The organism is Cytobacillus oceanisediminis 2691 (assembly GCF_007678455.1).
GTDB lineage: Bacteria > Bacillota > Bacilli > Bacillales > Cytobacillaceae > Mesobacillus > Mesobacillus oceanisediminis_A.
The window spans coordinates 335769-351497 of sequence record NZ_VEEP01000002.1; the positions used below are offsets into that span (position 1 = coordinate 335769).

Genomic DNA, 15729 nt, shown 5'->3' on the forward strand with positions numbered 1-15729 from the left:
TGAAGATTACGAAGAGGCATTTCGTTTTTAATCTTGTATTGATTATTGTTCCATGGTTGTCGTTACTGTTCATCGGCAAAAGAAGCTTCAAACGCTACTCTTTTGCAGGCATTTTTATCATTGTTTTTGAAATTTTTAACCATATGTATGGCCACAAGCGGAACTGGTGGAAGTTTTACAATAAACGAAAGTCATTTATGCGGGATGAACTCCCTTTCAGCATTGGACCTTATATGCCGCTGTCGATGTGGCTTCTGAAGATTTCAGAGGGGAACTTCAAAAAATTCATCACACTCAATGCGATTGCCGACGGCGCATTTGCGTTCTTCTTGATTGATGTGCTAAAGAGGCTTAAAATCATCAGGCTGAACAAATTGAGCCATATACAGTTCTTTTTCTATTTGCATTACAAAGCATACTTACTGTATGGGTTCCAGTATCTTTTTGAAAAGTGGCGCGGTTATCGCGTGTATATGTAGAAAGAAAGCTCCCGGAGTAAACTTCCGGGAGCTTTCTCTATATTAAGATGGAACGAGGACGCCTTCGAGTTCTTTATTGATTTCTTTCGACCGGTTTGCCGCATGGCTGACTGCCTGGGAAATTGCCGTACCGCCGTTATATTTTCTCAAGGCGTTCAGTCCGGAGGCTGTCGTTCCATTCGGAGAGGTTACATTTTTCCTTAGTACCTCTGGTGTTTCATCCTTTTCGAAAATCATTTTCGCCGCACCGAGGATGGTCTGGGCAATGATTTCACGGGCCATTTTTTCGTCCAGGCCGTTTTCTTTGCCGACTCGCTCCATGTGCTCCATCAAATAATAAAAATAAGCAGGGCCGCTGCCGGCCAATCCAGTGAAGATATCCATCTGTTCCTCTTCAATCAGGAACACCTTGCCCATGCTGCTTAACAGTTCTTTTGCATCCTCTATATTTTCGTTCGTTGTATGTCTGCCTGGAGACATCGCAGTGGCAGATTCCTGGATCATGCTTGATGTGTTCGGCATGACGCGGATCACCTGCTGGCCACGGTTTAGATTTTCTTCCATAAACCCAGTTGATATACCCGCCAGAACCGAAACAACCACCTGGCCAGGCACTACTTTGCCTTTCAAATCCGCAAGCGCATCCGCTGCTCCTTTTGGCTTCATCGCTAAAATAAATAGATCTATTTCTTCATATGGCAATTCAGCCTGAGGCATCGCAATGATTCCATATCTGGATTCCAGTCGTTCCAGTCTGGCTGCATTGCTTTTGTTCGTAACATAAACTTGTTCTGCACGCATTTTCCCTGACTTGACCACACCAGAAATCATCGCTTCCGCCATTGATCCTGCACCTAAAAACGCTACTTTTTTATGTTTTAACAACCGCATTCACCTCATCACTTTTATTTCCGTTCGCTTTTTATCAAGGCTCTTTTCTCAAACTTTGTTGCTTTTGGCTACAAAATTGGATTGAATGACCTATGTTTCTTCACAAGATTTATGCTAATTATGAGAAAAGAGCCTGCTCACTTCATTCCGAACTTCAAAATGGCTTCTTATCACGTTAAAATCGGCTTTAGGATTTTAACAACAATCTTTACGAAAACAGCCTTTATCAACGTTACTTATGGTAACATCCTGAGTATAAGTTTCAAGGGATACGAGGTGATTCGCGAGCATATGGCCGAGATAGTGAATGAAAGCGGGAACATTCTAAAGAATTACACCTTTATTTGCTTATAAAGAGTCTTAATCACCTATTATGCTAAAATATGAAGATATATAAGGATTCAAAAAATTAGAGATAATTGAGGGGGCGGACATGAATTTAAAAGAAAAGGTCAAAAACCTTCCTTTGACTCCTGGGGTTTACCTTATGAAAGATCAAAAGGGCACAGTGATTTATGTCGGGAAAGCGAAAAGCCTCAAGAAACGGGTCCAAACTTATTTTCAAAACTCTGCAGCCCATCCGCAAAAAATTAAAAAGATGGTTGCTAACATAAATGATTTTCATGTTCTGCATACTGATACGGAATTCGAGGCATTCTTGCTTGAGTGCAAGCTCATCAAAGAATTACAGCCTCTTTTTAACAAGAAAATGAAGAGCCACCTTCCTTACTCTTATATTGCAATTAAGATGGACGGGCCTTACCGGAAAATTTCAATTGCTTCTGAAAAATCCGAAGGTAGCGGCACAATTTATTTTGGACCCTATACCAGCATGATTTATGTGAAAAAAGCAATTGAGAACTTGAAGGAGTATTTTAAAATAAATTGTCTTCAGCCACTCAAGGGTTCCCCTTGCCTGAACTATACCCTGGGGAAGTGTAATGGTCTGTGTTTAGGAGGAACAGAGGTTGAGCAATACAATAGGATCGTGGAAAGGTTCATTACTTTCCTTCAGGGATCTAATGAAGAGATCTTGGACGAATTAGAGCAGAAAATGAATCAGGCCTCCGAAGAAAACCAATTTGAAGAAGCAGCAAAATTCAGGAATTACATGAAATCACTCTCCATCCTTTTGTATAAAGAAAATATGATCCAATTCACTGGAGGAAATAAAAACATTGTTGTGGTTGAAAGGATCAATGACCGCACACTGAAGGTTTTCCTGATCAAAGGGCATAAAGTCATTTTTAGCAAGGAATACCATTCAGAGAAGTTCAGGCAGCTAGCAGTGGAGATCAGGGACAACATCTTTTACTTCTTCCAGCAGAGTAAGAAAAGGAAATCTGTCATCATCGGCAAGGAGGAACTTGATGAAGCTCAAATCATCTATAGTTATTTAAATGGGGGCAACGCCAGATTCATTACCATTCCAGAAGAATGGCTGGATGGCAGTGAATCTGAAAAACTGGATGTATCTATTAATCAATTACTAAACGCTTAAGTGGGCTGCAAAGATAGATGCAGACCTTTTCTTATGTTTCTTTTGGCCACAGTAATGAAAAGGTCGTGCCGCTTGAATTGCTCTCCTTTAAAATCAAGTCTGCCCCGAGCGACCGGGCAAGCATTTTACTGAAAGGAAGCCCCAGTCCAAGTCCCCTGACCTTTAGTTTTTTCGTCTCACCACGGAAGAACCGTTCAAATACTAGCGTCTGCTCTTCCTCTGGTATGCCTGAACCCGTATCTTTTACATCTATTCTTTCTTCAGACAGGATGATGGAGATTGAGCCTGAATCGCCTATAGCCTGATGGGAGTTATTCAACAGGTTGATGAGGATTTGCTGCAGCCGGAGCGGATCAGTCATTCTGTATACCGATGATTCCGGTGTGATCACCCTGAGGTCAACTGGTTCAGTTTGTGTCAGCTGCCATTGTCGGCCAATGTCCTCAACCAGCTTGTTCAGATCGCAATTTTCCGGCCGAATGGTAATGGCGCCGGCAGCCAGGGAATTGAAGTCGAGCAAATCGGAAATCATGCTCTGCAATCTTTGGATTTCTTTCAGCGTGATATCCAGGAATTCCTGGCGCTCCTCCCCTGTGACGATTCCATCCCGAACTGCCTGGACAAGGCCGCTGATCGAAGTAACAGGCGTTTTCAGATCATGCGTCACACCAGCCAGCAGCTCGGCACGCATTTGCTCCAGCTGTGTAAGACGATTGGTCATTTCTTTAAAGGAAGTTACAAGTTGATGTATCTCAAGTTCTTTTGGATTAGAATCCAGTTTGATGTCATAATCTCCTTCCCGTACCTGTGCCGCAGCCTGTGCGACATCCTGGATGGGCTTGAGGATTTTTTTTGTAAGAAGATAAATGACGACCCAGCCAAGCAAACCCAATCCAAGCAATAAAACGATCAACAAACGGTATTCCTGATTGACATCGGCCAATTCGTCCGCACTCTGCATCACAACTACCCAGCCGGTTTGAAGTTCATTCATTAAGATAGGAGATTTAACGGCATAGATTTGCTGACCATTTATACTCTGCTTGTTAATTGTATCTTCATTTTTAAACACGGAGGCAGGAACTTCTCCCGATGTGTGATGAGGACCTCCTCCGCCCTTCATCGGCCCCGAATTAAGGATATTGCCTTCCAAATCAGTAATGAAAAGCTGAGGCTGATTTTCCATTTGAAGGATTCTGGCTCTGTCCTGCAGCCTGCGGTCAAGGCGTCCATAATCATTATTTGCCGTGGATTGCCCGAATCGATCCGCTGTTTCGACCGCCAGATACTCCATTAAATTCAACCGGTTCTCCAGCGTGGTTTGCCTGATCCACCACATTGACCCGGCCCCTAGCAACAGCAGTCCGACAACAAGGGTAAAAAGATACCTGGTTGTCCAATATCTCAGAAGAGTTGTTGGTTTGTTATTTGTCGTAAACACTGAACTGATACCCCAATCCTCTTAATGTCCTGATTTCACCCTGTTCTGCAGGCCAAGCCGCCAATGATTGGCGTATGCGTTTGACGGACAGGTCCACAGCCCGGTCGCTCCCGTCATAATCCATTCCCCAGACACTTTCAATTAAATCTTCCCTCGTAAAGGTCCGGTTTGGCCTCTCAGCCAGGAATAACAGCAAACTGAGGTCCTTTGGCGTCAGCACCACTTTTTCACCATTGACTGTGACAACATGTGAATCCATATTGATTTTCAGGCTGCCAAATTGTTTCTCATTTTCGGTATCGAGGACATTGGAGGAACGGCGCAGCACCGCATTGACTCTGGCAACCACTTCTTCGCCGACGAATGGCTTGGAGATATAGTCGTCCGCCCCCTGATTCAAACCTTTTAGACGATAGTCAATATCTCCGAGGGCTGTCAGCATGATGACCGGACAGGCACTGGTTTTACGGATTTCCTTTAAAATAGACCAGCCGTCCATTCCCGGCAGCATGACATCCAGCAGCACAAGATCAGGCTTACGCTGAGCAAACAATCCCAGCCCTTCGCCGCCATCATAGGCTTGTAGCACCTCATATCCTTCATGCTTCAAGTAAACCGCCAGCACTCTCGAAATCGTTTCTTCGTCTTCTACTATTAAGATCGTCTTCATTGCCGCTCCCCCTGTTATCCTTAAAAGCCTCATTGCCTAAACGTCCCGGCAATCGCTGAAGCTGGAACTACTCGAACTGAATATCTATATTATCATCTTACAAGAAAATCCCCCGTTTTTACCGGGGGACTTTGACAATATTTTTTAAAAAGGGGCTTTTAAAGGCAGCAGGTTATTAAAAGCCCTGACCGGCACCATTATTATGCATGCCGCCACGGCCGCCTTTACCGCCGAACCCGCCATTTTGACCCATTTCACCATGGCCGCTGAATCCGCCTTTTTGTCCCATTCCACCATGGCCGCCGCCGAATCCCTCGCCGTGTCCAAAGCCGCCGCCAATGCCTTTCATACCAAAGCGGCCCATTCCATCTTCAAACAGCTCATCAAGCTTGTCAGCATCCTTGTCCCTAATCTCCTGGATCAGTTCCTGTGAATCCTTATCAGTAGTGGAAATACCAAGTTCCTTCGCCAGATTCACGACTTTCTTTTCCTGGACTTCCTGGGCGATTTCCCCGATCGTCTTGCCATCGATGGTGATGTTCAGTTCCTTTGCATCTGCTTTTACTTTTGCAGTCTGGACTTCTTGCATGATTTCGCGGATATCCTTGCCTTCTACTGTAACTCCATACTTTTTCGCCTGTTGATTGATATAGGCAGTATGGACTTCCTGCTGAAGCGTCTGCAGGTCTTTTCCTTCCGTAGAAACGCCCAGCTCTTTCGCTTTTTTATTCAAGTTCGCTGTACGGATATCTTCCATTAAAGTTTGAACATCCTTGTTATCGGTAGACACCCCAAGTTCCTTCGCTTTACCCTTAAGGTTTGCTAACCGGATGGCATCGCGAAGCTCATCTGCATCCTTCCCATCTGCAGAAATGCCGAGATCCTTCGCTTTTGCCTTCAGATTGGCCAACTGTACTTCCTCGGCAAGTGCTGTGATATCCTTGCCGTCTGTCTTGATTCCCAGATCTTTGGCTTCATTTTTGATTGTTGCTTCCCGGATCTCACTCATCAATGTTTCTGCTGTTTTACCTGAAGTGCTGATTCCAAGTTCTTTAGCCTTTTCAATCAAGGCTTCGGAGTTGCCTCCCATATATCCTTTATGGCCAAACCCTTTTCCAAAGAAGCTTTTAACTGTGCTTGCGGCTGTGCTGGTGGAGCTATCAAAATTCGCTAATGATGTGGTAGCATAGCCTCCCAGCAATAATGCACCCGCGATGGTGAATCCTATGACTGATTTCTTTTTCATTTCTGACATCCTCCTATAAACAATCTTTTTTTCAGATCCGTGATGGACATGGACCTTATACTTATAATTTACAGAGTGAATATGTCAGGAAAATGTCAGGCGAAAAAAAGAAGTAAAAATTTCAGGCAAGTTGACAGTGATCTGGAATAGCGAGTTTCAGCCTGCCTGTTTTGCTATTTAGAGTTTTTTCATGTCCGGAAGATGTCAGAGACAAAATACCCGGCACACCCCGGGTTTTGACTCTATTTCAGCTGCACTTTCTCGCCGCCTACCTCGATGAACCATTTACCTGCAGCAAAGCTTTCCTTTGATACTTCAAATACTTTCGTATCAGTCACAGTGATGCCAGGGTTCAGGTCGCTCGCAATCTTGGCGTTATCAACATTGGTTTCAATCGCGTAATTGGAAGATGCATCAATGTCCGCGTCATACTCTGTTCCTTCTTCATCGACAAGGCTGACAGCAGGGTAGTCGAACATTCCAACCGGTTTTTTTGAAGTGTTCTTGATCTTATATTGGATCGCTACGAAGGTGCCCCCTTCGGATACTGCCTTGTTGACGAACTCATTGCCTACCTGGTCTTTTTCTTCAAATTTAGTGACGGTGATTTCCACTTTATCTGTCTGAACAGCTTCTCCCAACTTATATACTTTTTCTTCTTTTGCCGGGGCTGCCGCGGTTGTTGCTGTAGCACCGTCTGCCTTACCCTCTTCCTCTTCCCCTCCACTAAGTGCTGAACCGACGATTCCAAACAAAATCAATATGCCTATGAAACTCAAAATTTTATGCCTTCCAAAAAAGCTGCGCTGGTCTTTGCCGCAATGAGAACATTTTTTCACACCTTTGGCGATTTCCTTTCCGCAAGTCTTGCAGTTCCCCAATTTATTGTTCATCATGATCCTGCCTCCTGATTTTATTTCATTCTTTTTTCAATGATTGATTCTGAAACCATCTCATACATCATTTCGATGCCTTTTTCAGAGGCTTCAAAGTTAAAAGAGTTATCAAGGTTGATTCCGAGATTTTCAGCTTCATAGGCAACATCGATATTGGCGCCCATGAAGATGAACTCCCAGCTGTACTTTTCCTGTTGGTGCTGGATCAGTTCCTTCACTTTTCCATATGTGAACTCCCGGCTCGCATTCTCCATTCCATCCGTGGTGATGACGAAGATGATTTTGCCAGGCTTGCGGTCTTCCGAGGTCTTTGCCAGCCGGCAGCCGACATCCAGGATGGTTTTCCCGACGGCATCCAGCAGTGCAGTGGTACCGCGGACAAAATACTCGTCTTCTGTCAGCTTTGCATGCCTGGCATCGATTCCATTCCAAAGGACCTCATATTCATCATCAAAGAGTACGGTTGTCAGGACCGTTTCGCCTGCAAGCTCCGACTGTTTTTTCACAAAAGCATTGAAGCCGCCTACCGTGTCGCTCTCAAGCCCTGCCATCGAACCGCTGCGATCGAGCAAAAAAATGATTTCTGTTAAATTCTTGTTCATGTCTATCATCCTCCTAAGCTGAATCTGATATAATCATATCTAGATTCATCCATATATTGGTCGCCTGTTAAGCGACATTTTAAGGAGGCTGGCCACATGCTGGATCACAGGATAATGGAAGAACTGCAGCAGTATATTGAGCGCAATATGATTTATGTTGTATGTGAAAAGTCAATGGCCCCAATCGAGGATTATGTGCTCGAAAGCATTTCCCCGATGGAAATTGAAAGTTTCATCGAGCAAAAACGGAAGCCGACATTGCACAAGGTACTGTTTGGCTTGATTGATAAAAAAGGGGTCACCGACGCTGAGGTTTATAAAAAGGCGGGCATTGACAGAAGACTTTTTTCAAAAATCCGTTCGAACCGTGACTACAGACCGGGCAAGAATACAGTGATCGCCCTTGCGCTGGGACTGGAATTGGACAAAAAAGAAACCGACAAGCTGTTAAGCTCTGCCGGCTACTCTTTATCGGACAGCGAAACCTCCGACCTTGTCATTCAATTTTGCATTGAAAGAAATATTTATGACATCCACCAGGTCAATTACGCATTGGATTATTTCAGCCAGAAGCCTTTGGGCGGAGTCTTATAAGAAGAGTGTGTCATTATCGGCAAACACATAAAAAGAGCCTGGAGAATCTCCAGGCTCTGGCTGTTAATGAATGGCTGTGCCGCGCTCAAAATGATTCATGCAGGTCAATTCTATAATGTAATCATAGTTGGCAATCGCTCTCTGAAGTTCGTTTTTTTCTTCAATAGACAGGTCTGGATGCTGCATCTTATTCGCCAGCTGCATTTGCAATGCTTCTAATTGAGATTTGACTTCTTGATAGTTCATGTCCAACACCCTTCCTTGAAATGAAATCGCTTTCTTTCTTATCATTATTATATATCGATAACCCCTTTGGGTATCAATGGATTTATTGATAATTTGTGAAACTTTTATTAGGACCCAGCCTTTTACACGCAGCCTCAAATTTATTTTCTTCAGCATATTTCATCAGCAGCCTGAGAACGCGGTTTGTTCCCAGGCTTTCCTTTATTAAATAAAAGTCGATTAGTCAGGCGTTTGAAGTATAATGAATACTATTCAGTTTATGCATATGACGATTCGTTGCGAGAATCCTATATATAAATAAGTGGGATAATAAAATAAAAAGAGGTTTTTATATGAGTAGAAGAAGTTTTGACGATTACAACTTAAGCGACGAAATTAAACGCGCCCTGACAGTGTTGAAATATGAATCGCCAACAGAGGTTCAGGAAGAAGTCATTCCGTTAGCATTGGAAAAGCAAGATCTTGTTGTTAAATCCCCGACAGGAAGCGGAAAGACGGCTTCATTCGGAATTCCCATTTGCGATATGGTTGAGTGGGAGGAAAAAAATCCACAAGCGTTGATTCTCACTCCAACCAGGGAGCTGGCTGTTCAGGTTCGTGAAGATATCACGAATATCGGGCGGTTCAAAAGGATCAAGGCTATGGCCGTTTATGGCAAGGAGCCTTTCTCGAAACAGAAAGAGGAATTGAAGCAAAAAACTCATGTCGTCGTCGGAACCCCTGGCCGTGTGATCGACCATATTGAAAGAGAAACACTCGTTTTAGACAAAGTAAAATATCTGATCATCGATGAAGCAGATGAAATGCTGAACATGGGGTTCATTGAAGCTGTTGAATGGATCATCGAAGAACTTCCACAAGACAGGGTAACGATGGTTTTTTCTGCGACTTTACCTAAGGATGTTGAAAATCTCTGCCATAAGTATATGAAGGAACCTGTTAATATTGAAATTGCTTCTACCGGTGTGACAACGAGTACCATTAAACATTCATTGATTGAGGTAAAGGAAGAAGAGAAAATTTCGCTTCTGAAGGACATTACCGTTGTTGAAAACCCTGACAGCTGCATCATTTTTTGCAGGACGAAGGAAAATGTCGATACCGTGTTTGCCGAGCTTGAGGGTGCCAATTATTCCTGTGAAAGACTTCATGGCGGATTAGAGCAGGAAGATCGCTTCGCCGTAATGGATGGCTTCAAAATGGGAAATTTCCGTTATCTAGTGGCTACCGATGTTGCTTCGCGCGGCATTGACGTCGATAATGTTTCGCTTGTCATAAACTATGACGTTCCTATGGAAAAAGAGAGCTATGTGCACCGGACAGGCCGAACGGGGCGCGCAGGAAACAAAGGAAAAGCGATTACGCTTGCTACACCTTATGAAGGAAAATTCATCAGGGCAATCGAACGATACATTGGCTTTGAGATTCCTGTCACAGAAGCTCCGGGCAAGCAGGACGTTGCAAGAAACCAGGCTGATTTCGATGAAAAAATAAGCGGGCGCCGCGTCGTGAAAAACAACAAAACAGCCCGCATCAACCAGGATATCATGAAGCTCCATTTTAGCGGCGGCAAAAAGAAGAAGCTCCGCGCCGTCGACTTCGTGGGTACAATCGCAAAAATCCCTGGAGTAACTGCAGACGATATCGGCATCATCACCATCCACGATACCATGTCCTATGTAGATATCCTGAATGGAAAAGGCTCACTTGTCATTCAGGCGATGGAGAATGGAACAATCAAAGGAAAGAAGCTTAGAGTTAGTAAGGCGATTAAATAGAACAAAAAGCGGAAGCGCCTCGTTCAGCCCCGACAAGCGCTGGAGGGCCTGACAGTGAAGTCGTTCTTTGACTTCATTGGCAGGACCGAAACCGAAAAGTATAGCCGACTGTCCAGAAACGCAGAAACTGGAGACTCCGACAAAGAAGCGCTTTTTGCTTCTGCCGGCGGAGTTGAAGTTTCGGAGTTTCTAGGAGGCGACACTAGACAAGCGTCTCGAGGGGCTAAGCGCTGGAGCTGGATTCCTAAACAAGAAGAAAGGACGATTATGACAAGCATAATCGTCCTTAATTTTTATTATTTTTTACATACAATAATCTCGCGTTCGAAGGTCCCTTTTCTCACGACACAGCGATCAGCAATTTCAAAGCTAGCATCTAGTATGATAGAGTCGATTGGTTCAATCGTGACGATGACTACTTTATCAGCGAATCCGTATGTGCTTTGGAGCATCTCGAGCTGCTCTTCGGGTGTGATGACCGAGCACAGATTGTACGGCATATCAATAATCGCCACATCATAGCTCCCATTGACCCTGCGGATGTCCTTAAAAGTCACTTCCGTTGCATAGCCAAAATGCGCGATATTCTCCCTTGTTCCAGGCAGGATGAGCGGGTTGATATCACTGGCAACGATGTCGATCCCCATCGACAATGCTTCCACCACTACCGTTCCTATTCCGCAGCATGGATCGATCGCTTTAACACCAGCTGGATCAGGAACGGCAATATTGGCGACGGCTCTTGCGATACGGGTGCTTAATGAAGTTGAGTAGCTATGCGGTTTTTGCTGATGGTTCAACCAGACCGCTTCACTGCTGTGGTATTCACCAAAAACCCAACGCTCGTTTACATTCATGATACCAAACAGCACATCTGGATTCACGAGCTCCGGCTCACCGGGAATTTGCAGTCCCACTTTGCGTTCGATTCGGCGCCTCTCTTCAAAATCCACCTTTTCAGGTCCAGACACTTTTACATACATCACTTTAAAAGTAGAGGCATTCAATTCTATCTTCTTCACTTGCTCAATAAGGTCCTCCAATTTCTCACCTTCAAGAATGACATCCATACGTCCCCTCATGAACGGACTTCGGCTTGGATCAATTTTCAAAGTGCTCTCCATGATGCTGGATTCAGTATCCTCTCCAAAAAATGATCGCATTTCCAGTGCGCACAACTCTTTTTCTTCACCAGGATAAGCATAATTATATATAAAAAACTTAGGTTCAAAGTTAGTGAATTCCAATCAATTTCAAATCCTTTCGCTGCACAAAACAGCTTTTATCATTCCACATCATATAACCCGCCTTCTGGAAATCGAAATAAAAATGACTTACCCCTTGGGCAAGTCAAGTGCTTGGTATGCGTGCTGATACTTTCCGCCTTCAGCTACTTCAGAATGATACAAAGCCTTAAGGGCAAAGCTTTTCTCTAAATCATGTTCTTTTATCAAACTGGATAAGCGCGTTTGAAGTTCTGGGTTATCCTTAATCAATTGTTTCATTTGAGATTTTACAAACTTCATCAATTTTTACCTTTACCTTTCGAAATCTAATAGTTCCGCTAAGTATAGCATGAACAAGTCTATAGTCGTTCATAACTTTATTCTTGATCAATCCGGCTCCACATGAACATGGACGTCATAAATGTCGAAGTCTTCCATCAGCTTTTGTTCGACCCTTGTGGAAATATCATGTGCAGTGCTGATATCAATTGACGGATTCACTGTAATCACACAGTCGACGACGATATTATTGCCGTAGTTTCGTGCCTTTAGATCATTAATTCCTTTTACGCCAGGAATATTGCAGATGGTTTGTTTATATTCTTTAATTAGGTCTACATCAAAGCCGTCTGTCAGCTGGTGTGATGCTTCGCGGAAAATGTCCCAGCCTGTTTTCAGGATCAACCCGCCAACGATGACGGCGGTGACAGGGTCAAGCCAGGGCAAGCCGAACTGGGACCCGATGATGCCGACTGCTGTTCCGATACTTACCCACGAATCGGACAGGTTATCTTTAGCAGCAGCCATGACCGAGTGGCTTTTTATTTTGCGCGCGAGGTTTCGATTATAGCGATAGACGGTATACATCACTAATGCAGAGAACAAACCTGTCCAGGCGGCAATCAGATCGGGCGCTTCCCTGGTTCCTTCAAAAACCGAGGTGAATGCACTGATTAAAACCTCGACGCCGACAAGGATCATGATAAAGGACGCAACCATCGAAGCGACCATTTCTGACTTCCAGTGGCCGTACAGATGATCCTCATCTGCCGGCTTTTGCGACAGCCTGAGTCCGATCAGGACAGATACCGAGGCCAAAATATCAGTCGTATTATTCAATCCATCCGCCTTCAATGCCTCTGAACCGCTGATATAGCCAACAAATAATTTTAAAGCGGACAGCAATATGTATGCAGCGATACTTATGATCGCACCACGTTCGCCTTGTTTTAAATTTGAATACCGTTGTTCATTCAATGGACCAGCCTCCAATCAACTGCTAGAACATTTTAACAATCAGAAAGCGAGTGAGTCTATAGAAACCTTTTTACCTTTATGCACGTATATAATATGCGGGCAAAAAAGTTTACTTAATCAAACTAACACATTTTGCCAGGAACGGCAGCGCCAACTCCGCAGTACAATAACTATCGGAAAAGAATGCGACTTTGGTACAGCTACAAATCTACTTATGTTTATGGTAAAATGTAAGCTTCAATAGATTCCTAGGAGGGATTGCATGGGGACAAATAAGAACAAATTGTCCATAAGTTTTGTCTTGATTGCCATTGTTTTATTATGGCTTAAAACCTACGCTGTTTATAAATTTAATTTTGATATAGATATTGAAAATAAAATGCAGGAATTCATTCTGTTCATTAATCCATTAAGCTTCCTGATGTTCGTACTGGGGCTTGGGATATTCATGGCAGGAACGAAACAGAAGATCTTTGTCATTGCGACAAGCTTTATCACTTCCTTCGTTTTGTATGCCAATGTGGTTTATTATCGCGAATTCAGCGATTTCATCACGATACCGCTCCTGACTCAGACAAGCAATATGGGTGATTTGAAGAGCAGTGTCGGAGAGTTGATTGGATGGGGCGACATCGTTTATTTTGCGGATGCGCTGCTGATTCTGGCACTGGCCTTTGTAAAAACGCCAAAGATTACGTATAAAAAATATAAAAACATCTACGCTGCTGCTTTTTACTTCAGTGCGATCGGCCTGGCATTTTTCAATCTTGGCCTTTCTGAATCAGAGCGTCCTGAATTATTGACTCGTACTTTTGACAGGGAAATCCTTGTGAAAAATATCGGGACTTACAATCACCATATTTATGATGCCTATTTACAAACAAAGACGACAGCACAAAGAGCTCTGGCAGATGGCAACCAGCTCACCGAAATCGAGAACTATACTAGAGCTCAATACTCAGAACCATCCAAGGAATTATTTGGAGCCGCTAAAGGCAAGAATATTATTGTGATCTCAATGGAATCTACCCAGAACTTTGTCATCGGCCAGAAGGTGAATGGCCAGGAAATCACGCCATTCCTGAATGATTTCATCAAGGACAGCTATTACTTTGATAACTTTTACCATCAGACAGCTCAGGGTAAAACATCCGATTCAGAGTTCTTGTTGGAAAACTCGTTATATCCGCTCGGCCGTGGTGCAGTATTTTTCACCCACTCCGGGAACGAATATAACTCACTCGCTGAAAAGCTGAAAGAGAATTCGTATTACACAGCGAAGCTTCACGCGAACAACAAGAGCTTCTGGAACCGCGATGTCATGTACAACAACTTCGGCTATGACCGTTTTTACTCATTGCCAGATTATGAAGTGAATGACGAAAATTCAGTAGGCTGGGGCATGAAGGACATGGATTTCTTTGACCAGTCGGTTGAACACTTGAAAGAAATGCCGAAACCGTTCTTCGCAAAGTTCATCACGCTGACAAACCACTTCCCATTCGAATTGGATGAAGAAGATAAGTTCATCGATGAATATGATTCAAACAGCGGTACCTTGAACCGTTACTTCCCGACCGTCCGCTACACGGATGAAGCATTGAAACAATTCATCGAGAAATTGAAGGCAGAAGGACTTTACGAAGATTCAATCATCGTGATTTACGGTGACCACTATGGTATTTCCGAAAACCACAACAAGGCAATGTCACAATATCTTGGAAAAGAAATCACGCCATTTGTTTCAACACAATTGCAGCGTGTTCCGTTGATCATCCACATTCCGGGACAGGAAGGCAAGACAATCTCTACTGTTAGTGGCCAGATTGACCTTCGCCCAACATTGTTGAGCCTTGCCGGTATTGATACGAAGCAGGATATCGAGTTCGGCGGAGACTTGTTCTCCAAAAAGCAGGATAACTTCGTAGTCCTGAGAGACGGAAGCTTCATCACTGAAGACCTCGTTTACACAAAAGGTACTTGCTACGATAAAGCGACAGAAGAGCCTACAGACATGGCAAGCTGTGAACCATATATCGAGACCGCCAAAGATGAATTGAGCTACTCAGACCAGATCATTTACGGCGATTTGCTTCGCTTTTATGGCAAGCAGGAAGAAGAATAACTAAAACTGGCAGCCCCACTGATTTTTCTGGTGGGGCTTTTTTGTGGTTATTGATTAGCATGGTGAGAGGCTTCAGACAATTATTCGCGTGTGTGGCTGCGTTTTGTCCGAACCTGGAGCGACTTCGGACAATTCTGCGAGTTCGTCACCCCATTTTTGTCCGAACTTGGGGTCACTTCGGACATTTTCTCGAGTTAGTGCACTCGTTTTGTCCGAACCTGGAGCGACTTCGGACAATTCTGCTAGTTCGTCACCCCATTTTGTCCGAACTGGGGGTGACTTCGGACAATTCCTCGAGTTCGTCGCCGCGTTTTGTCTGAACTTGGGGTCACTTCGGCCAATTTCTCGAGTTCGTCGCCGCGTTTTGTCTGAACCTGGGGTAACTTCGGACATTTTCTCGAGTTAGTGCACTCGTTTTGTCCGAACCTGGAGCGACTTCGGACAATTCTGCGAGTTCGTCGCCGCATTTTGTCCGACTGGGGGTCACTTCGGACAATTCCTCGAGTTCGCGGCCCCGTTTTGTCCGAACATGGGGTCACTTCGGACAATTTCTCGAGTTCGTCGCCGCGTTTTGTCTGAACTTGGGGTCACTTCGGACATTTTCTCGAGTTAGTGCACTCGTTTTGTCCGAACCTGGAGCGACTTCGGACAATTCTACGAGTTCGTCTCCGTGTTTTGTCCGAACCTGGGGTCACTTCGGACAATTTCTCGTGCTTCTGGCTGCGTTTTGTCCAAACTTGGGATCACTTCGGACAATTTCTCGTGGATATTGACGTG

The 15729-nt window shown here is 44.2% G+C and carries 15 protein-coding genes; 5 read left to right on the plus strand and 10 right to left on the minus strand.

Features of this window, described 5'->3' with window-relative positions:
• Nucleotides 1–56: 56 nt before the first annotated feature.
• Complete coding sequence (locus tag FS736_RS05180; protein WP_260983527.1) at nt 57–479, plus strand: hypothetical protein; 423 nt, start codon at nt 57–59, stop codon at nt 477–479.
• A 42-nt stretch (nt 480–521) separates the two neighbouring features.
• On the opposite strand, the gene proC is transcribed toward FS736_RS05180, so the two are convergent.
• Nucleotides 522–1370, minus strand: coding sequence for a pyrroline-5-carboxylate reductase (proC, locus tag FS736_RS05185; RefSeq protein WP_186326671.1), 849 nt, complete (start codon nt 1368–1370; stop codon nt 522–524).
• A 433-nt stretch (nt 1371–1803) separates the two neighbouring features.
• Between proC and FS736_RS05190 the strand changes: the two genes are divergently transcribed.
• Nucleotides 1804–2871, plus strand: coding sequence for a GIY-YIG nuclease family protein (locus FS736_RS05190; RefSeq protein ID WP_144475295.1), 1068 nt, complete (start codon nt 1804–1806; stop codon nt 2869–2871).
• 31 nt (nt 2872–2902) lie between these two features.
• Here FS736_RS05190 and FS736_RS05195 read toward each other — a convergent pair whose 3' ends face one another.
• The 5 genes from FS736_RS05195 to FS736_RS05215 form a co-directional block, all read right to left on the minus strand.
• Entirely contained in the window at nt 2903–4312 is a 1410-nt protein-coding gene (locus tag FS736_RS05195; protein WP_144475296.1) for a HAMP domain-containing sensor histidine kinase, read from the minus strand.
• Nucleotides 4296–4982, minus strand: coding sequence for a response regulator transcription factor (locus FS736_RS05200; RefSeq protein WP_144475297.1), 687 nt, complete (start codon nt 4980–4982; stop codon nt 4296–4298). Before FS736_RS05200 ends, FS736_RS05195 begins: the two co-directional genes overlap by 17 nt.
• 175 nt (nt 4983–5157) lie before the next feature.
• Nucleotides 5158–6228, minus strand: a complete 1071-nt coding sequence (locus FS736_RS05205; RefSeq protein ID WP_144475298.1) for an SPFH domain-containing protein — start codon at nt 6226–6228, stop codon at nt 5158–5160.
• Between the two features lie 242 nt (nt 6229–6470).
• Nucleotides 6471–7121 (minus strand): DUF4352 domain-containing protein, encoded by a 651-nt coding sequence (locus FS736_RS05210; protein ID WP_144475552.1) that lies wholly within the window; start codon nt 7119–7121, stop codon nt 6471–6473.
• Between the two features lie 20 nt (nt 7122–7141).
• A complete protein-coding gene (locus tag FS736_RS05215) occupies nt 7142–7726 on the minus strand; it encodes a vWA domain-containing protein (RefSeq protein ID WP_144475299.1) in 585 nt (194 codons plus the stop codon).
• 96 nt (nt 7727–7822) lie between these two features.
• On the opposite strand from FS736_RS05215, the gene FS736_RS05220 reads away from it, so the two are divergent.
• Nucleotides 7823–8320 (plus strand): hypothetical protein, encoded by a 498-nt coding sequence (locus FS736_RS05220; protein ID WP_144475300.1) that lies wholly within the window; start codon nt 7823–7825, stop codon nt 8318–8320.
• A 63-nt stretch (nt 8321–8383) separates the two neighbouring features.
• Here the strand turns inward: FS736_RS05220 and FS736_RS05225 are convergent, their stop codons facing one another.
• Nucleotides 8384–8566, minus strand: a complete 183-nt coding sequence (locus FS736_RS05225; protein ID WP_144475301.1) for a DUF3896 family protein — start codon at nt 8564–8566, stop codon at nt 8384–8386.
• Nucleotides 8567–8898: 332 nt separating this feature from the next.
• Between FS736_RS05225 and FS736_RS05230 the strand changes: the two genes are divergently transcribed.
• Nucleotides 8899–10344 carry a DEAD/DEAH box helicase gene (locus FS736_RS05230; protein ID WP_144475302.1) on the plus strand — a complete coding sequence of 482 codons (1446 nt, stop codon included), beginning with the start codon at nt 8899–8901 and terminating at the stop codon, nt 10342–10344.
• Nucleotides 10345–10640: 296 nt separating this feature from the next.
• Here FS736_RS05230 and FS736_RS05235 read toward each other — a convergent pair whose 3' ends face one another.
• The 3 genes from FS736_RS05235 to FS736_RS05245 all read right to left on the minus strand — a co-directional run bounded on the left by FS736_RS05235 (nt 10641) and on the right by FS736_RS05245 (nt 12827).
• Nucleotides 10641–11456 carry a TRM11 family SAM-dependent methyltransferase gene (locus FS736_RS05235; RefSeq protein WP_260983528.1) on the minus strand — a complete coding sequence of 272 codons (816 nt, stop codon included), beginning with the start codon at nt 11454–11456 and terminating at the stop codon, nt 10641–10643.
• 222 nt (nt 11457–11678) lie between these two features.
• Nucleotides 11679–11870, minus strand: a complete 192-nt coding sequence (locus FS736_RS05240; protein WP_144475303.1) for a hypothetical protein — start codon at nt 11868–11870, stop codon at nt 11679–11681.
• An 87-nt stretch (nt 11871–11957) separates the two neighbouring features.
• Nucleotides 11958–12827, minus strand: a complete 870-nt coding sequence (locus FS736_RS05245; protein WP_144475304.1) for a cation diffusion facilitator family transporter — start codon at nt 12825–12827, stop codon at nt 11958–11960.
• Nucleotides 12828–13089: 262 nt separating this feature from the next.
• Between FS736_RS05245 and FS736_RS05250 the strand changes: the two genes are divergently transcribed.
• Complete coding sequence (locus FS736_RS05250; RefSeq protein ID WP_144475305.1) at nt 13090–14952, plus strand: LTA synthase family protein; 1863 nt, start codon at nt 13090–13092, stop codon at nt 14950–14952.
• Nucleotides 14953–15729: the final 777 nt, after the last annotated feature.